The sequence below is a fragment of the Nostoc sp. genome, from assembly GCF_036917555.1.
In the GTDB taxonomy this organism is placed as follows: Bacteria; Cyanobacteriota; Cyanobacteriia; order Cyanobacteriales; family Nostocaceae; genus Nostoc.
Genome location: NZ_JBALDD010000080.1, coordinates 93,707 through 111,627, shown reverse-complemented (window position 1 = coordinate 111,627; position 17,921 = coordinate 93,707). Strand labels below are relative to the sequence as shown.

The window sequence follows — 17,921 nt, the reverse complement described above, 5'->3', positions numbered from 1 at the left end:
AGTAATTACTGATTGGGGATTTGTCATTAATTGTTGGTTATTCCTCCCCAATCCCCACTCACTCAGATAACCGCCAAATCTTAATAGTGTTATCTTCACTACCGCTAACAAGGGTTTTGCCATCAGGACTGAAGGTAACAGATGTGACGGTGTTGGTGTGCCCCGCTAATGTGAGAATTTCTTCTCCTGTAGCTGTATTCCACAGTTTGATAGTGCGATCGCGGCTACCACTAGCAACAATTTTACCATCGGCACTGAAAGCTACGGATGTGACAGTGTTGCCATGTCCCGCTAGGGTGCGAATTTCTCTTCCCGTAGCTAAATTCCAAAGTTTGATGGTGCGATCGCGGCTAGCACTGGCTAAAGTTTTACCATTTGGGCTAATAGCCACAGTTGTCACTGTTTGAGAATTTCCTTCTAGTGTGCGGATTGGGTATCCCTTTGCTAGATTCCAGATTTTGATTGTCTTGTCAAAACTGCCACTAGCCAGAATCACACCATCGGGACTGATAGCCACTGATCGCACCCAGAATGTATGCCCTGCTAGTGTCCGAATTTGCTCTCCTGTTGCCAAATCCCAGATTTTAATGGTGTTGTCATCACTCCCAGTAACTAGAGTCTGGCTATCAGCACTGATGGCTAGGGCATGAACTGAGTCAGAATGCCCTATAAGAGTGCGAATTTGTTTTCGCGTTGCTAGATTCCAGATTTTAATGGTGTTGTCATCACTAGCACTAACCAGAAGTTTGCCATCTGGACTAATTACTACGACATTCACCTCCTGAAAATGCCCGTTGAGTGAAGAGATTAGTTTTCCGGTTGCAAGATTCCAAAGTTTGATTGTGCGATCGCTGCCACTGCTGGCTATAGTTTTGCCATCGGGGCTGATGGCGACAGATAAAACTGAGTTTTCGTGCCCTTGGAGGGTGTTAACTAAGGAAACCTTACCCAAGCTAATCTGACTCAAAATCGCGTCATTTTTACCAGGATTATTGTGTTGAATCAACTTAGAAATCAAACTGGTTTGAATACGGCGAAAATTTTTATACCAAGATTCGCTGAATCCAAATAACAGAATGAAAGCACTTAGCAAGATTAAAATTCTCAGTAAGGGATAACTTTTTGCTAAAGATGGTGCTTTAGTTGGTGGTAATTTCCCAGATGACTTACCCGCAGGTGGCAGGGCGAGGAGTTGTTTTGGAGTCAAGTCTCTAAGGACTTCTTCGGCTGACTGGTAACGTTCATGGATATCTTTTTTCAAAAGCTTGTCGATGACAAAATCCAACTCAGGATTTAGCGGACTTTGCAAATACTCCCGCCAATTACTTACCCAGGCGTAACCAGATTCCATCCACAACTGAAACGGGGAATTTCCCGTTAGCAGATGAAAGCAGGTAGCTCCCACACCGAACAAGTCGCTGGCAGGGAAAGCTTTCCCATCTCTAATTTGTTCTAGGGGAGAATAACCATGTGAACCAATAGATGTGCCAGATTTCTGTTGAACTTTGGCAGTAAATTGCTTTGAGGAGCCAAAATCAATCAGACTTAATCGTCCATCATTTTTATTGCGAATAATATTTTCTGGCTTGATGTCCCGATGAATAATTTTGCGATCGTGGATAAATTTCAGGATGGGCAATAAATCTAGCAAAATAGATTGAATATCTCTAGCGTTATAAGCCTTGCGCTGTTGTAACTCCTTTAATAAATTTTCCCCATTGATAAACTGCTGTACCAAATATAGGCAACCGTCTTGCTCAAAGTAAGCTATCAAAGTTGGAATTTGCGGATGTTCTCCAAGGTCTTGTAATCGCTGCGCTTCTTCCGCAAACAACTCCATCGCCTTTTTTTGCGACCAAGTTCCTTGGAATTTTGGAGCTAATTGCTTGATAACACAGCGTTCATTGAGTTTATCTACGTCTTCTGACAGATAGGTTCTGCCAAATCCCCCCTCATCTGAAAGGACTCGGATGACACGGAAGCGATTTCTTAAAAGTGACACCAGGGGGGTGCTACAACTTTGGCAAAACTTCTTTCCATTGGGATTCAGGGGATTTGAGCAATCGGGATTTAAGCAGCAGATCATGATCTGACAGGCGCGACTGCATGACAACTTAGGCTAAGTTTGCCCCGAACTTTCCCTTAAGATAATTGACTCTCGCTTACTTGTGGTAGATAAACCCTGTTCTGGGGATTGGGGAATTACTTATATAATTAGCTTTTGTAAATAGTAGTCAGTCTTCCTCATCTGTGGAAAACTACGAGAGCCATAAGATTAATTATTCTATCGATTATATAATAATCTGAATAAAAATATTTTTTTGAACTTTTAAACCTAGTAATTTTGCTTGTATATTGGCAAGCGGTAATTGACTAAGTATTGAAGATAAACCCTGATTAATTAATCATTACTGACTATCAAATATAGTTAAAATGCTTACTAAATTTGTTTTGGCTATTTTAAATTGCCCATAATTAATTATTCATTTGATACTTTAGCTAAAAAAGGCTGCAACTTACAGCAGATTTCAAGTTAGTGAGGTACACAACGATTCGTCTGTTACTCAGGGATAAAGCGTGTTTTACTCCTGAATTCTGAATTCTGCTATATGGGCTATCTTGTTTCCTTGAATCTTGCTCTCCATTTCCGAATGGCACTAGCAGTTCTGGCTACAGGTGGCATGTATACATCATAATTTTCATGTTGTGTAATTTCATGTTGGGTCATTTTGTGTTGTGTAATTTCGTGTTGTATAATTTCGTGTTGTGTAATACTTTTATTATTTAATTTTTGGGTAGTTAGACAGTTAGCCAAAGTAGGCAAATAACTTTCATTACTTAAAGCTTTTATCACTTCATCGGCAGTCTTAAACCGCTCCTCTAAGGTAATTTTCACCATTTTTCCTAAAATCTGGGCGAAACTGTTGCTGATATTTACCTGTTTTTGCCAAGATATTTCACCAGTCTTTGGGTCGTAGTCCAATTCTAAAGGACTTTTAGCAGTCAACATATAAATACAAGTTACACCCAGTGCATAAAGATCACTGGCATAAACTGGACATAGAGAAAACTGTTCTGGTGGTGCAAATCCCTTAGTCCCGATAAAGTTGGTATTTGCAGCTTGATTGATTGAGTTTTCACAAGCATCAACTAATTTCTCTTTCACCGCACCAAAATCAATCAGCACTATGCGCCCATCATATTCACACCGCAATAAATTCTGGGGCTTAATATCCCGATGAATCACATGATGTTTATGAAGATACTGTAATACGGGTAATAATTCCTGTAAGAACTGCTTAACTGAGGCTTCACTTTTGGGCCCAGTTTGCCGCACTTCTCGCGCCAAAGTCAAACCCGGCACATATTCTTGAATTAAAAAGAACTCCCCATTTGCTTGAAAGTAATCTAATAGCATGGGAATTTGCGAATGACTACCGAGTTGTCCCAAAGTTCTTGCTTCTTTTTCAAAGCGCATACATGCCTTTTGCCAACTTTGGGGAGTAGTTACTTTTGGACAAAGCTGTTTAATGACACACAGTGGATTCCCAGGTAATACGGCATTTTTGGCTAAAAATGTCACACCAAAACCACCTCTACCCAAAATTTGTAGTATTTCATAGCGATCGCGAAATAGCCGTTTGGAACCACACATCTGAATCAACTGAGTTTGTTGTAAAATGCTCTCTTGAGAATTCGTTGTTTTTTGAGAAAAACGATTCAGATTCATTAGTATAAAATATCTACTCTTAAATGAATGTCTCTAATTCTATGACAATTCTTTATTGACAACAGTAAGATTACTGAATCTTTGCCAAATCCTCATTACTCTTCAAAAAGTAAAAATAAATTTTTGTAGAACTAGCCCTTTCACGGATGTGTGACGAGCTAATTTGTAGTTTAGTAGAGGTGAAAGTTTGTTTGCATGGGTACTTATAACAATTTTGTATGAAGATGCACATAATAAAACCCCTCTGGTTTAGCAAAAGGGGGACGGCGTAGCCGGGGGGTAAAAATATGTAGTTTCACGCTTAGTACATTTATAGAGATGCAAGTCGTTGCATCCTGACGTTCGCGGAGCGTCCCGCAGGGATGGGATGTTTTTTAACTATAAGTACCTAAGCTGGTGGAGTTTGTGAAGAGAAAATATCTGTGAGATTCTCCTCAACCAGCAAATCTGGTGTTTGCATAATAAATGGGAGTTCGGCTCCCACAAGACCTCTTTGGATGCGTTCTAAAGTCTCACTAAAAACGATAAACAGAGGATATATAGTATTAGCTCCCTCACTCAAAATATGACTGTGACGCAAAGGCATCAACCACTCATAGTCATTGTCTAGATAAACTTGGGTTTGTCGCCAACGTCCTAACAAATCAGAAAAGTCTTCGTGAGCGCGATGAATAAAGACTAAAATTTCGGCTCCAGTTTTAATTTTCCACTCTGGATCGCACATCAAAATTGCCACATCACAGGGTAAGCAAATCGTTTGTGGGGCTGTTGTAGCAGTATTGCGAAGCCGGACAATTGGCAAGGGTACAGTGATGACACTTTCATCTGGACGGCGCAGACTGGGAATCATCTCCAAGTATGGCCGATATTGCTTTAGTAAGGCGATCGCAGCTAGATGATTGCTGTACTCTGCCAAACTCGCTTCGTACTGAGATTTTTGCACAGTCATAGTTTATTAAATAGTGAGGAGTAAAGACGCGATTAATCGCGTCTGTACAGGAGTTAAGAATAAAATTAATCAGTTAGGAGTTAAAAGTTAGAAATCAAAATTTTAATTCCTAACTCATAACTTGTAACTCTTAACTATTAATCCTTTATCCCAGCTTTTCAAATACCGCAAACATAGGCAGATACATCGCTAGCAAAATAGTTCCAACCATTCCCCCTAGAACTACAATCATCACCGGTTCCAAAATACTGGTCATTGCTTTTACTGCTTGCTCAACTTCATCTTCATAGAAATCGGCAACTTTCATCAACATTGCATCTAATTCTCCAGTTTCTTCTCCGATACTAATCATCTGAATTGCCATAGCCGGAAAAACACCATCACTTTGTTGTAAAGCAATGCTAATCATACCTCCTTGTTGAATCTCCATACGGGCTGAGTCTATGGCATTGGCAATCACTTGGTTTCCTGATGTATCTCGGACAATTTCTAAGCAAGTTAAAATTGGTACACCTGAACGAGTCAAAGAACCAAAAGTCCGGCTAAAGCGGGCAACCGAAGATTTTTGAATTAAGTCACCAAACAATGGCATTTTCAGGGAAAGGCGATCAATTGTGATGCGACCAACAGGAGTTTTACCGTATTGTGTAAAGGCAAATTTTAGTCCGATAAGAGCAGCGAGAAGGACGAAAGCACCCGGACTTCTCAAAAATTTACTAGCATCCATCAAGAATTGCGTTAGAGGTGGTAATGAGATTCCAATTTGTGTAAAAATTGTGGCAAAAATTGGGATAAGAAAAATCGTCATACCCAGAAAGATTGCAACTGCGATAAAACCCACAACCGTTGGATAAGACAGTGCTGATTTAATTTGGTTTTGTAAACGGGCAACATCTTCTAACAACTTAGCTAAACGATTCAATACTTCGTCTAGAACACCACCAACTTCGCCAGCTTGAATCATACTCACGTATAATCCATCAAAACAGTCAGGATGCTTCCGCATTGCCTCTGAAAGATTCATTCCGCTTTGAACATCGGTGCTAATTTCCACAAGGGCTTGTTTCAATTTAGTATTACTACACTGTTCAGAAAGCACCCCCAGACTTCTAACGATCGCAACTCCCGCATTCATCAAAACGGCAAATTGACGCGAAAAAACGGCTTTGTCTTTCACAGAAACCTTAACTAAGGAATTCTGGAATTTTTTGAAGGCAACATCTGGCTGAAATCCTTGAGATTGCTTGAGTTCTTGAACTACAAAACCTTGATCTCTGAGATTAGTACGAGCTTGTACCAAGGATTCAGCAACAATTTTTTCTGTTCGGGATTTTCCTTGTGAGTCGCGAACACGGGCAACGTAGTTTGGCATAAATAAATTCAAAATTCAAAATTCAAAATACTCAAGGGGATGAAATATTCTTCATCTCCTCTATCCTTAGTTTCTTTAATGTGCTTTAGCAGCCACACCGGGTTTAGCACCTGCGGCAGCTTGCGGTGTAGAATTACCAATGAGACGTTGAATTTCATCTGGCTTAGAAGTCTTAGACATTGCCGCTTCAAAGGAAATCGTTCCTGCTTTGTAAAAATCGGCTAAAACCTTCTCTAAAGTTTGCATTCCCAATTTGCCACCAGTTTGAATAGCTGAGTAAATTTGAGATGTTTTGCCTTCTCGAATCAAGTTGGAAATAGCAGGAGTGACAATCAGAATTTCTTGAGCCATCACCCGACCATACTCACCAGGTTTAGGACTTTTCTTGGACACCAAGGTTTGGCTAAATACGGCCACTAACGAGTTAGACAACTGCACCCGCACTTGGGTTTGTCTTTCATGGGGGAAAACGTCAATAATCCGGTCAACTGTCTGTGCGGCGGAACTAGTGTGTAGGGTGCCAAATACCAAGTGTCCTGTTTCGGCAGCGGAAATTGCCAAAGAAATCGTTTCCAAATCGCGCATTTCCCCCACCAGAACGATATCTGGATCTTCCCGCAAAGCTGCTTTCAAAGCATTAGCAAAGCTCTTAGTATCTTCACCCAGTTGGCGCTGGTGAACCAAGCTTTTAATTGGTTCGTAGACAAATTCAATTGGATCTTCCACCGTCAAAATATGCTCTGCCTTGGTGCGGTTAATCAAGTCAATCATTGCCGCTAGAGTAGTAGTCTTGCCGGAACCTGTAGGGCCTGTCACCAGAATTAGCCCTCTGGGCTTATCTGTCATTTCCCGCACGATATCTGGCAAACCTAATTTTTCAAAGTTAGGAATCTTAGAACTTAATGCCCGTAAGCAAGCAGCATAAGAACCACGTTCTTTATAGACATTGACCCGGAAGCGAGCCAAACCTTTAACACCATAAGAACAATCCAACTCCCAGTTTTGCTCTAAGGTTTTACGCTGGGTGTTGTTGAGCATACTAAAAATCAGCCTTTGACATTGATCGGCTGTCAATACATGCTCACCTATGGGGGTGAGTTTGCCGCTGATGCGGAAGTAGGGAGGCAAACCTGCGGATAAATGCATATCCGAGCCACCCAATTCAATCAATTGCTCCATCAAGTCTTCAATCATCATTTCCATAGTTCTGCTTCCTTTTAATGTTTTTTATTTGTCCTTTGTCTGTTGTCATTTGTTTAAAGTTACTAAGTATCGACCAATGACCAATGACCAATGACTAATGATTAATAACCAATGACCAATGACCAATGACTATTAGTCTTAAAACCGAGCTGTCATACAGTAAGGACAATCCAGCCATTCTTGTTTCAATGTGGCATCACAACTCCGACAGGTAAGACCAGTCTTGCGTTTGGCTTTTAACTCTGCTTCCAAGCCAGTATCAGTAAACGTCACTCGTTCTACTTCTTCTAGAGTGGTGGAACCTTCACGCACTAAGTCCAAACTGTAAGCCAGTAAGGTTTTCATCCCCTCTTCTATTGCCACTTCCTTGATGCGTTCCGTGGGTGCATCTTCGTTGATCAGAGTTTGCAGATTTTCAGTGACTTGCATGACTTCATAAACACCACAACGCCCTTTGTAGCCGACACCATTACATTTTGGGCAAAGGTGATTTTTGGCTTTGGCATCTGCGATCGCATCTAATGTCAAGGTGTTAGCTTTGTAGAAGGTGACTCCCACATCCGAGGAAGCTGATAAACCATAACGAGCCAGTTCCTCAGTTGTGGGAGTGTAGGGAACACGACATTCAGAACATACACGCCGCACCAAACGTTGAGCTAAAACGCCAATTAGGGAACTAGAAACCATGAAAGGCTCAATCCCCATTTCTCCCAAACGAGCGATCGCTCCTGGGGCATCATTGGTATGTAAGGTAGTTAATACCAAGTGACCGGTCAAGGCAGCCTCTATTGCTGTTTTTGCCGTTTCCTTATCCCGTGTTTCACCCACCAGTAGCACATCTGGATCTTGCCGCAAGAAAGCCCGCAGAGCGGTAGCAAAATCTAACCCTTTTTCTCGAATCACCTGTACTTGAGTAATCCCTGGAAGACTGTACTCAATTGGGTCTTCTACAGTACTGATATTAATTCCGGGATCGTTCTTTTCAGAGAGTGCAGAATACAGCGACGTTGTTTTCCCAGAACCAGTTGGGCCAGTCACCAAAATTAGACCAAAGGGACGGCTAACCATATCCTGGACAATATGTAAAGTCTCTGGATCGGTAATTAACTTATCTAATCCCAATTGGGTGGAGGAGTTATCCAAAATCCGCAGTACCACCTTTTCCCCGTAGCGACTGGGTAAGGTATTCACCCGGAAGTCCACCTTACGTCCCTCAAACATCCGGCGGATACGTCCATCTTGGGGTAGACGGCGTTCAGCAATGTCTAGATTGGAGATGATTTTAAATCGGGCTGTCACTGCTGGGATGATTTTTTTCGGTAGGGGATCGAAAGCTTCGCGCAGTACCCCATCCTTCCGAAAGCGAATGCGTAAGTTTTCTTCTTGCGGTTCAATATGAATATCAGAAACGCCCTCATGCAAGGCTTTAGCCAGGATTCTGTTAACTAGGTTGATAACTGGGGCATCCTCTGCACCCTTCATCGCTGCCCCTAAATCAGCCTCCATTTCTTCAGGAGCATCCGAAATATCCAGATTTCCGAGGTTTTCTAAATCCTGATTAATATCTGTAAACTTTTCTTGTTCCAGATGCTTCTGCTTAACAGCCATTTCATCCAGGTATTGGTTGATTAGCTGCTGGTAGTCTTCCTGGGTAATCACCATGCGCTGCAACGCCAAACCTTGGGGGCGCAAGATCCGGTTCAGATCATCGGAAGCCTCTAGATTATCTGGAGCGACCATCGCCACTAAAACTGAGGGCGGGGTTTGGTCTTCGTGTTTCGACAGTGGTACTAAACGATGGCGACGGCAGATATCCACTGGGATGAGGGTTTCAATCAGGTTCCCCATCATCGTGTTGCCAACGGAATTGACTTCTGGATCGAGAAATTCAACTCCGTATAGTATTTTCAGTTCAAATAGCTGTTGTTTTTTGTATTGCCTAAGCAACTCAGGCGATAGTTGTTGCCCAGTGATTGACTCTAATACTTCTGTTAAGGGTCTGCCAGATTTGCGGCTTTCAATTAGTGCCTGCCTCATCTGTTCGGTATTGACATAGCCAGATTGCACTAGCTGGTTGCCGAAGGGCGAAAACTCTGTTCTGGTAGTTAGAGCGGTACTGCGCCGTTGTGGTGACGAGTAAGTCATAAATGAGCAATTGATTTGGGGAAACCTCTGCTTAAAGTATTCCCCTACCGTGAGACAGAATTCTCATTTCCCAAAAAAGTCCTGAGTCACGTCGCTTTGCTTTGAATTCAAAATTCAAAATTAAGGTGAGGTACAGATAATCGTAGGGAACATGGCTGTGCCTCTACCGTGTACTTCATTTACCTGAAATACGCTGTATTTTCAAATAAGATGAGGGGCGAGTCACATTTGGCGCTACTATTGCAAATTACTCGTTCGGGTTCCCGCCTTAGTAGCGTCTGGGCTAACGTGTTCACCATTTGTCACAATAAGAGGACGGTTACATCACTTCCAGGAACTTGTCGGCAATAAAATCAGCCTCAGTTGCAAGTCGTGGATGACGACGGTTGCAAGCTGTAGAGATACACTGCCATAAATAGGATCTGGAATGAGTAGACAATGATCAATGAAAATAAACAGATAAACAATACAAGCCAGCAATTGGGTGAACCAACAGAGGTAAAGCAAGCAATGAAGAGTGACTTTCCAGCCCAAATTAATTTCAATGAATCTGGTAGCGAGGTGACAGAGCAAGTGGCAGCCCAAACAAATATATCAGGAGATACTGCTGTCAATTCAGAAAATAGCGTTGCAGCAACTGAAAAAACTGAAGTAGAAAGGGCAGCTTTGGCAGAACTGACTCAACAAATCGAGTCTGTCAAAACGCAACTGGAAGAGCGTAGTACTCAATATATGCGGATTGCCGCTGATTTTGAGAATTACCGCAAACGCACTAGCAAAGAAAAAGAAGACCTTGAGTTGCAGGTGAAGCGGAATACGATTTTGGAATTGCTACCAATAGTCGATAATTTTGAGCGGGCGCGATCGCACCTCAAACCGCAGTCTGATGCCGAAATGACCATGCACAAAAGTTACCAAGGCGTTTACAAACAATTAGTAGATAGCCTGAAGCGCTTGGGTGTATCGCCAATGCGTCCCGAAGGTCAAGAATTCGATCCTAACCTGCACGAAGCAGTAATGCGGGAACCTACGGATGAACATCCTGAAGGAACAGTGTTAGAAGAGTTAGTGCGTGGATATTACTTGGGCGATCGCGTGCTACGCCATGCAATGGTCAAAGTAGCTGCTCCCAAGGAAGATACACCTTTTGCACCAGAAGATCAGTCGAGTTCAGCCAGCAGTTAAGCTGTAGTCGCTCGCCTCGCTGACCTGAAGTGCCTGGGTTATAGCAAGGACGAGCATCGCGTACCTAAAACTTGGACAAGGCTTGGATAACTCTGTTGTGTTTCAACTTCTTGATTGCTACCAGCAATAGGGGTTCCACAGACGTTATCCGCTAGCCTTTGTTCTTAACAAAAAAGTTAGTCCGCGACATATTACAGCAGAAATATTCAGTAAAAATACTGACAAATATGGGAAAAGTTATTGGGATCGACTTAGGCACTACTAACAGTTGCGTCGCAGTTTTGGAGGGTGGTCAACCACTTGTGATCTCCAATTCTGAAGGGGGACGAACTACTCCAAGTATTGTGGGATTTGGGAAGAGTGGCGATCGCTTGGTTGGTCAATTGGCAAAGCGTCAAGCCGTAACCAATGCTGAAAACACAATTTACAGTATTAAACGATTCATCGGGCGGCGTTGGGAAGACACTGAAGTAGAACGCGATCGCGTTCCCTATAACTGTGTCAAAGGTCGAGACGAAACCGTTGATGTCCAAATTCGCTCAAAAAACTACACGCCACAAGAATTATCCGCCATGATCCTGCAAAAGCTGAAGCAGGATGCGGAAAACTTTTTGGGTGAGGAAGTCACTCAAGCAGTGATCACCGTACCAGCATATTTTACAGATGCCCAAAGACAAGCAACTAAAGATGCTGGCACAATTGCTGGACTAGAAGTCCTGCGAATCATTAATGAACCAACAGCTGCGGCCTTAGCTTTTGGATTGGAAAAGCAAGATCAAGAGCAGCTAATTTTAGTATTTGACTTGGGAGGTGGTACCTTCGACGTATCGATCCTGCAACTTGGGGATGGCGTTTTTGAAGTGAAGGCAACTTGTGGTAACAACCACTTGGGGGGAGACGACTTTGATAATGCGATCGTCCTTTGGATGATGGAACGCTTCCAGCAACAAGAGAAAATCGACCTTTCCCAAGACAAAATGGCATTGCAACGCCTGCGAGAAGCAGCGGAAAAGGCAAAAATTGAACTCTCCAGTATGGTGAATACCTCTATCAACTTACCCTTTATCACAGCTGATGACACTGGGCCAAAGCATCTGGAAATGGAACTCAGTCGCTCAAAATTTGAAGAACTTGCCGCCAAATTAATTGAAGCGACCATCGAACCAATGATCCAAGCGCTCAAAGATGCGGATCTCAAACCACAATCCATAGATCGGATTATTTTGGTAGGTGGTTCTACGCGTATTCCCGCAGTCCAAAACGCGCTGATTAAGTTTTTCAACGGCAAAGCTCCCGATCGCTCTATCAACCCTGATGAAGCCGTAGCATTGGGAGCAGCTATCCAAGCAGGTGTGTTGGGTGGTGAAGTCGATAATCTCTTACTATTGGATGTCACCCCTCTATCCTTGGGAATTGAAACTTTGGGTGAAGTGTTCACCAAAATTATTGAACGCAACACCACAATTCCTACGAGTCGGTCACAAGTTTTTTCCACAGCCGTTGATGGACAAACCTCAGTGGAAATTCACATCCTCCAAGGTGAACGGGCGATGTCACGAGATAACAAGAGTCTCGGCAAGTTTTTGCTAGCAGGAATTCCCCCATCCCCCCGTGGTGTACCGCAAATTGAAGTATCCTTTGAAATCGATGTCAACGGCATCCTGAAGGTTTCTGCCCAAGATAAAGGTACAGGTAGAGAACAGAGTATCAGGATTACTAATACAGGTGGTTTGAGTAGCAACGAAGTCGAACGGATGCGCCAAGAGGCAGAACTGTTTTCTGAAGAAGATAGAAGACGTAAAGAACTGGTTGAACTCAAAAACCAAGCAGATAATTTGTTGTTCAGTTATGAATCCACGATTAAGGATAATAGCAACTTTATCGGCGACCAGATGAAAACCTTGGCCAGTGAAAAAGTTGTACAACTCCAAGCTGCAATGATTGACTCCAGCATTTCCACAGTGGAATTTAAGCAGCGCTTAGATGACTTCCAACAAACCTTGTTTGCAATTGGTGCTGATGTTTACAATCGAGCTAACAGCCAAACTGATGAGATTGAGGGGGGTTCATCTAGTCAATTTACCCCAGAAGTAGACTCACCAATGAATGGCACGCTAATACCACAATTCAACTTTGATTTTGACGAAGAAAGTACCGCTCAGGCTGATTATGAGGCGATAGATTAGGGGTTGGGCATTGGGTATTGAGACAAGACGCAGAGGGGCAGAGGGGCAGAGGGGAAAAACTTACTGCAACTTCTCCTCTGCTCCCCTGCTTTTCGACTCTCCCATTTCCCTAATTTGTAAATTTTTATTAAGATATTTTAATATATTTAAATATTTAGCGAAGTTTCACAAGACCCCAGCGGTTTGCTAGATTGTAGAAGCAAATTACTTTGGGCTAGGCAATGTGCAAGTTCAGGGCCAATCCAAAGCATAAGGGTGGTTTTCCACACCTAATGGTGCGGCTAGCCCCTCTGGTTGATGGGCGAGGTTTTCCTCTCCTACGTAGCACAATTGTAAAAGAGACAGCCGACTCGGCAGTGAGAAGTCTGAGCAGAGGCTTCCCCTGTTCTTAACTTCTATAGCTTTTGTCGTCTCCCACGAGGAAAGCACCTGTTGCTCAAGATTTGTCGGTGATTTTTGTAAAAGGTAAAGGGTAAAATCAGTTATTAACAAAAATTAATTTTATCTTCTGCCTGCCTTCCGGCAAGCCGCCCTCTAAAGGATAATGTGTTGCTCTTGCATATCTGTAGGCAAAACACTTAATCCATAGGGTAGCAAGTGACCGTGAATGGCGTTCTACTGACTTCTGCTTTCTTCCTTCTAACTTTTACCTTTGCTATATGGCCCGCGACTATTATGAAATTCTGGGTGTCTCTCGTGACACTGACAAAGAAGAAATCAAACAAGCCTATCGCCGTCTAGCCCGGAAGTATCACCCAGATGTGAACAAAGAACCGGGGGCGGAGGATCGATTTAAAGAAATTAACCGCGCTTATGAGGTACTCTCAGAACCCGAAACCCGCGCTCGTTACGATCGCTTTGGTCCAGAGGGTGTATCGGGTGCTGCTGGCGCGGGCTTTCAAGATGTCGGTGATATGGGTGGTTTTGCCGATATCTTTGAAAGCATTTTTAGTGGCTTTGCTGGCGGTATGGGTAATCCCACGCAACAAAGACGGCGCAATGGGCCTGCTAGGGGTGATGACCTGCGGCTAGACCTGAAGTTAGACTTTCGGGAAGCAATATTTGGCGGTGAAAAAGAAATTCGCATTTCCCATCTAGAAAATTGTGAAGTTTGTAGCGGTTCTGGTGCTAAACCTGGAACCCGCCCTCGGACTTGTTCGACTTGTGGTGGATCGGCTCAAGTACGCCGTGTGACTAGAACACCCTTTGGCAGTTTCACTCAAGTCTCGACTTGTCCCACCTGTAATGGAACAGGGATGGTAATTGAAGATAAGTGTGATGCGTGTGATGGTAAGGGCGCAAATCAAGTCACAAAGAAACTCAAAATTACCATTCCAGCGGGGGTGGATAATGGCACACGTTTACGGATTTCTAGTGAAGGAGATGCTGGTCAACGTAGTGGCCCTCCTGGGGATTTATACGTTTACTTGTTCGTGAATGAGGATGAAGAATTCCAACGGGATGGGATTAATATTCTCTCGGAAATCAAAGTTAGCTACCTGCAAGCGATTTTAGGTTGTCGGTTAGAGGTAGATACAGTAGATGGGCCAGTAGAACTAATCATTCCAGCTGGAACTCAGCCAAATACAGTGATGAAGTTGGAAAACCGTGGTGTACCCCGCTTGGGTAATCCCGTAAGTCGTGGAGATCACATGCTGAACGTATTAATTGATATTCCCAATAAAGTCACCCCAGAGGAGAGGGAACTGCTGGAGAAGCTAGCTAAAATTAAGGGGGATCGGACTGGTAAAGGCGGTCTAGAAGGATTCTTGGGAAATTTATTTAAGTGATGATGCCCTCTTCTGTTTTAACTCCCGATGCTCAACTTGATTTACGCGGCACCCCTTGCCCGATTAATTTCGTGCGGACAAAACTACGTCTGGAGAAAATGCCATTGGGGGGTTTGCTAGAAGTCTGGCTAGACCCTGGTGAACCGATTGAGCAGGTTCCTGATAGTTTGACAATGGCAGGTTATCAGGTGGAACAAATTACAGACTGCACTAATTATTTTTCTCTGTTAGTGCGCCGTCCAGCTGCTGACCAATGACAGGGGAAATTTTTGCCGCAACTGGACAGTTATTGGGTACAGTGGTGGCTGTACAGGCTAATTTTTACCGAGTACAGATGGATCAAGAGGCTGGGGAGCAGAGGAGCAGGGGAGCAGAGGAAAAACTGAATTTAAATGCCCCTTTGCCTTCGCCTCCTCCTCTCCTGCTTTGTACCCGGAGAACACGTCTGAAAAAAATCGGACAACAGGTGATGGTAGGTGATCGCGTTGTGGTAGAAAAGCCAGATTGGGCTGGGGGAAGGGGTGCGATCGCTGAGGTTTTACCCCGCCAAAGTGAGTTAGATCGTCCAGCGATCGCCAATGTCAACCAAATTCTATTGGTATTTGCCGTTGCCGATCCACCTTTGGAACCTTATCAGCTGAGTCGGTTTCTAATTAAAGCTGAGTCTACTGGTTTGGATGTGCTTTTATGCTTGAATAAAAGTGATTTAATTTCATCGCCAGAACAGCAACAAGTTAGCGATCGCCTGCTCGGTTGGGGCTATCAACCAATATTTATCAGTGTTAAAGATGGTATTAATACTGAGCAAGCAGCCAAATATTTGAGCAATAAAATTACTGTAATCGCTGGGCCTTCCGGCGTTGGTAAATCCAGCCTGATTAATATGCTGATTGACTCTCTTGATCTGCGAGTCGGAGAAGTTTCTGGTAAACTAGCTCGTGGTCGTCATACCACTCGCCATATAGAATTATTTAAGTTACCTAGCGGTGGTTTACTGGCAGATACTCCCGGCTTTAATCAGCCAGATATGGATTGTATCCCAGAAGAATTAATCCATTATTTCCCAGAAGCAAGAAAGCGGTTAGCAGTTGCTAGCTGTCGGTTTAGTGATTGTCTGCATCGAGACGAGCCTGAGTGCGTGGTGCGGGGAGACTGGGAACGATATGAACATTATTTAGAATTTTTGGACGCGGCGATCGCTCATCAAACACAGCTACACCAACAAGCCGATCCAGAATCTACCATGAAGTTAAAAAGCAAAAGCAAAGGCAAAGGGCAGAGTCAATACGAACCCAAGCTAGAAAGTAAAAAATATCGCCGGATTTCCCGGAAGACTCAGTTACAAGACTTGCAGGAGTTATATCGGGATGAAGAATAAGGAGCGCGATGTTTACGATCAGCTGCGCCTACGCATTTATAATCCAAAGGTTGGTCACGATAGCATAGATACAAACAGAAAAAGTATCTTGTATGTCTCAGCCCATTGCCAACACCCCTAGTTTACAAGCTGTCACTGAGAGTATAATTTTCCCACCAGGTGATATCTATAGTGATGAACCCCCCTTGGAATCTGATTTACACCGCGAACAAATTGATTTACTTATCCGCCTGATTAAATGGTGGTGGCGCGATCGTCAGGATTTTTATGCTACCGGCAACCTGACAATCTATTTCAGTCCCAACCAGAAAAAATCAGAAGAATTTCGAGGACCGGATTTCTTTGTGGTTTTAGATACAGAGAAAAAAGACCGCAAAAGCTGGGTTGTGTGGCAAGAAGACGGCAAATACCCCAATGTGATTATTGAGCTATTATCTAATTCCACTGCCTCAGTTGATAAAGGTTTGAAAAAGCAAATATACCAAAATACATTTCGCACTCCAGATTACTTTTGGTTTGACCCAAATAACCTAGAATTCCAGGGATTTCACTTAGTTGATGGGCAATATCAAGACCTTGTACCCACTGAGTCGGGTTGGTTGTGGAGTCAGCAGTTAGGACTGTATTTGGCAGTATCTTTGGGCAAATTACGCTTCTTTACACCAGATAGGCAGCTGGTGATGTTGCCAGAGGAAGAATCAAATCAACAGTTAGAGCAAGCAAATCAACAATTAGAACAAGCAAATCAAGAGCTAGAACAAGAACGTCAACGGGCTGCAATCTTGGCAGAACGCTTGCGAGCCGCAGGTATAGACCCTGAGCAAATATTCTGAAAAATAGAATTTTATCTCTAAACTAGGTATAGGAAAATAATGCTATGAACCAAACAATATTTAATAAAGTCCGTTGGACAACCTCGGACTTAGAATTACTTGCAACTGACGAATGGAAGCGCTATGAGATTATTGACGGAGAACTATTCGTGACTAGAGCGCCTCACTGGAAACATCAAGGCACTGCGGGCAATATATGCTTAGAATTACAAATTTGGTCTCGCTCTAGTGGGCTGGGGGAAACCCGTCAAATTCCCGGTATAATTTTTACAGATGCCGATAATGTTATACCCGACGTAGTTTGGATTAGTCATGAGCGTTTAGCACAATTGCTAGATGACGAAGGGCATTTGAGAGGAGCGCCAGAACTCATTGTGGAAGTGCTTTCTCCTGGGACAACTAACGAACGTAGAGATCGAGAAGCCAAGCTAAAACTATACTCATCCACAGGAGTCCAAGAATATTGGATTGCAAATTGGCAATTACAGCAGCTAGAAGTTTATCGCCGAGAAGCTGCCCAATTAAAACTGATCGCAACCTTGTTGGCTGATGACGAAATCACATCACCACTTTTACCAGGTTTCGGCGTTCGAGTTCAGCGTTTTTTTGTATAATTCTAGCGTAGGCGTAGCCCGCACTTCGGCTGCGCACTTCGGCTACGCTCAGGACAGGCTCAGTGACCACCGTAGGCATCGCTCATCAAACTTAGCTGCACCAACAAACTAGGCAAAGGGCAGAGCCAGTACAAATCCAAGTTATAAAGTAAAAAATACTGCCAAATTTCTCGGAAGACTCAGTTATAAATGACGTTTTTTTTAACCAACGTGAGTCTCCTACAAAAACGCACGTTAACCCAGAATATTGCCAGAAGAAGCAAACCCACAATTAAGTAAGTCGGCGATCAAAATTCAATGTACATGAAAAAATATAAATTTGAAGTAGGGTGTGTTACGCCATAGGCTAACGCACCTTGAATTGTTGAGGTGAGTTAGCTGAAAAATTGGCATAACGCTTACAAGCCAAAGGTCTTGAACCTGAGTAAATCTTTTCAGTGTAGGATTATACAATAAACAAATAGGCAGATTTTACAACTAGTTAACAACAAAAGGCGATGGAGGTACAACAATTGTTGTGTCCTCACAAGCACTGT

At 43.2% G+C, this 17,921-nt stretch carries 13 protein-coding genes and 1 pseudogene; 7 read left to right on the top strand and 7 right to left on the bottom strand.

Features of this window, described 5'->3' with window-relative positions:
* Positions 1-58: 58 nt before the first annotated feature.
* The 6 genes and pseudogenes from V7K60_RS31420 to V7K60_RS31395 all read right to left on the bottom strand — a co-directional run bounded on the left by V7K60_RS31420 (position 59) and on the right by V7K60_RS31395 (position 9,399).
* Positions 59-2,086: a serine/threonine-protein kinase gene (locus V7K60_RS31420; protein WP_334931608.1), complete on the bottom strand. Its 2,028-nt coding sequence runs from the start codon at positions 2,084-2,086 to the stop codon at positions 59-61.
* Positions 2,087-2,614: 528 nt separating this feature from the next.
* Complete coding sequence (locus tag V7K60_RS31415; protein WP_334931639.1) at positions 2,615-3,724, bottom strand: serine/threonine-protein kinase; 1,110 nt, start codon at positions 3,722-3,724, stop codon at positions 2,615-2,617.
* Between the two features lie 394 nt (positions 3,725-4,118).
* On the bottom strand, positions 4,119-4,679 hold the full coding sequence (locus V7K60_RS31410) for a hypothetical protein (protein ID WP_334931606.1): 561 nt from the start codon (positions 4,677-4,679) through the stop codon (positions 4,119-4,121).
* Between the two features lie 145 nt (positions 4,680-4,824).
* Positions 4,825-6,051: a type II secretion system F family protein gene (locus V7K60_RS31405; RefSeq protein ID WP_334931604.1), complete on the bottom strand. Its 1,227-nt coding sequence runs from the start codon at positions 6,049-6,051 to the stop codon at positions 4,825-4,827.
* Between the two features lie 75 nt (positions 6,052-6,126).
* Positions 6,127-7,257: pseudogene (locus V7K60_RS31400) on the bottom strand (type IV pilus twitching motility protein PilT); the annotation flags it as partial.
* Positions 7,258-7,392: 135 nt separating this feature from the next.
* Complete coding sequence (locus V7K60_RS31395) at positions 7,393-9,399, bottom strand: GspE/PulE family protein (protein WP_334931600.1); 2,007 nt, start codon at positions 9,397-9,399, stop codon at positions 7,393-7,395.
* Positions 9,400-9,837: 438 nt separating this feature from the next.
* On the opposite strand from V7K60_RS31395, the gene grpE reads away from it, so the two are divergent.
* Together grpE and dnaK are read left to right on the top strand one after the other, a co-directional pair.
* On the top strand, positions 9,838-10,584 hold the full coding sequence (gene grpE / locus V7K60_RS31390; RefSeq protein ID WP_334931598.1) for a nucleotide exchange factor GrpE: 747 nt from the start codon (positions 9,838-9,840) through the stop codon (positions 10,582-10,584).
* A gap of 227 nt (positions 10,585-10,811) precedes the next feature.
* Positions 10,812-12,770, top strand: coding sequence for a molecular chaperone DnaK (dnaK, locus tag V7K60_RS31385; RefSeq protein ID WP_334931596.1), 1,959 nt, complete (start codon positions 10,812-10,814; stop codon positions 12,768-12,770).
* A gap of 231 nt (positions 12,771-13,001) precedes the next feature.
* Here the strand turns inward: dnaK and V7K60_RS31380 are convergent, their stop codons facing one another.
* Positions 13,002-13,262: a hypothetical protein gene (locus tag V7K60_RS31380; RefSeq protein WP_334931594.1), complete on the bottom strand. Its 261-nt coding sequence runs from the start codon at positions 13,260-13,262 to the stop codon at positions 13,002-13,004.
* Between the two features lie 167 nt (positions 13,263-13,429).
* On the opposite strand from V7K60_RS31380, the gene dnaJ reads away from it, so the two are divergent.
* The 5 genes from dnaJ to V7K60_RS31355 all read left to right on the top strand — a co-directional run bounded on the left by dnaJ (position 13,430) and on the right by V7K60_RS31355 (position 17,385).
* A complete protein-coding gene (gene dnaJ / locus V7K60_RS31375) occupies positions 13,430-14,560 on the top strand; it encodes a molecular chaperone DnaJ (RefSeq protein WP_334931592.1) in 1,131 nt (376 codons plus the stop codon).
* Positions 14,560-14,817 carry a sulfurtransferase TusA family protein gene (locus tag V7K60_RS31370; protein ID WP_334931590.1) on the top strand — a complete coding sequence of 86 codons (258 nt, stop codon included), beginning with the start codon at positions 14,560-14,562 and terminating at the stop codon, positions 14,815-14,817. The genes dnaJ and V7K60_RS31370 overlap by 1 nt, the downstream gene beginning before the upstream one ends.
* Positions 14,814-15,938: a small ribosomal subunit biogenesis GTPase RsgA gene (rsgA, locus tag V7K60_RS31365; protein WP_334931589.1), complete on the top strand. Its 1,125-nt coding sequence runs from the start codon at positions 14,814-14,816 to the stop codon at positions 15,936-15,938. The genes V7K60_RS31370 and rsgA overlap by 4 nt, the downstream gene beginning before the upstream one ends.
* A 92-nt stretch (positions 15,939-16,030) precedes the next feature.
* Positions 16,031-16,771: a Uma2 family endonuclease gene (locus V7K60_RS31360; protein ID WP_334931587.1), complete on the top strand. Its 741-nt coding sequence runs from the start codon at positions 16,031-16,033 to the stop codon at positions 16,769-16,771.
* A 44-nt stretch (positions 16,772-16,815) separates the two neighbouring features.
* Positions 16,816-17,385: a Uma2 family endonuclease gene (locus tag V7K60_RS31355; protein WP_334931585.1), complete on the top strand. Its 570-nt coding sequence runs from the start codon at positions 16,816-16,818 to the stop codon at positions 17,383-17,385.
* Positions 17,386-17,921: the final 536 nt, after the last annotated feature.

Excerpts from the sequence above, each read along its gene's own strand:
- V7K60_RS31420 (WP_334931608.1), bottom strand. The coding sequence starts at position 2,086 with ATGATCTGCTGCTTAAATCCCGATTGCTCAAATCCCCTGAATCCCAAT.
- V7K60_RS31410 (WP_334931606.1), bottom strand. The coding sequence starts at position 4,679 with ATGACTGTGCAAAAATCTCAGTACGAAGCGAGTTTGGCAGAGTACAGC.
- V7K60_RS31405 (WP_334931604.1), bottom strand. The coding sequence starts at position 6,051 with ATGCCAAACTACGTTGCCCGTGTTCGCGACTCACAAGGAAAATCCCGA.
- V7K60_RS31395 (WP_334931600.1), bottom strand. The coding sequence starts at position 9,399 with ATGACTTACTCGTCACCACAACGGCGCAGTACCGCTCTAACTACCAGA.
- grpE (WP_334931598.1), top strand. The coding sequence starts at position 9,838 with ATGATCAATGAAAATAAACAGATAAACAATACAAGCCAGCAATTGGGT.
- dnaK (WP_334931596.1), top strand. The coding sequence starts at position 10,812 with ATGGGAAAAGTTATTGGGATCGACTTAGGCACTACTAACAGTTGCGTC.
- dnaJ (WP_334931592.1), top strand. The coding sequence starts at position 13,430 with ATGGCCCGCGACTATTATGAAATTCTGGGTGTCTCTCGTGACACTGAC.
- V7K60_RS31370 (WP_334931590.1), top strand. The coding sequence starts at position 14,560 with ATGATGCCCTCTTCTGTTTTAACTCCCGATGCTCAACTTGATTTACGC.
- rsgA (WP_334931589.1), top strand. The coding sequence starts at position 14,814 with ATGACAGGGGAAATTTTTGCCGCAACTGGACAGTTATTGGGTACAGTG.
- V7K60_RS31360 (WP_334931587.1), top strand. The coding sequence starts at position 16,031 with ATGTCTCAGCCCATTGCCAACACCCCTAGTTTACAAGCTGTCACTGAG.
- V7K60_RS31355 (WP_334931585.1), top strand. The coding sequence starts at position 16,816 with ATGAACCAAACAATATTTAATAAAGTCCGTTGGACAACCTCGGACTTA.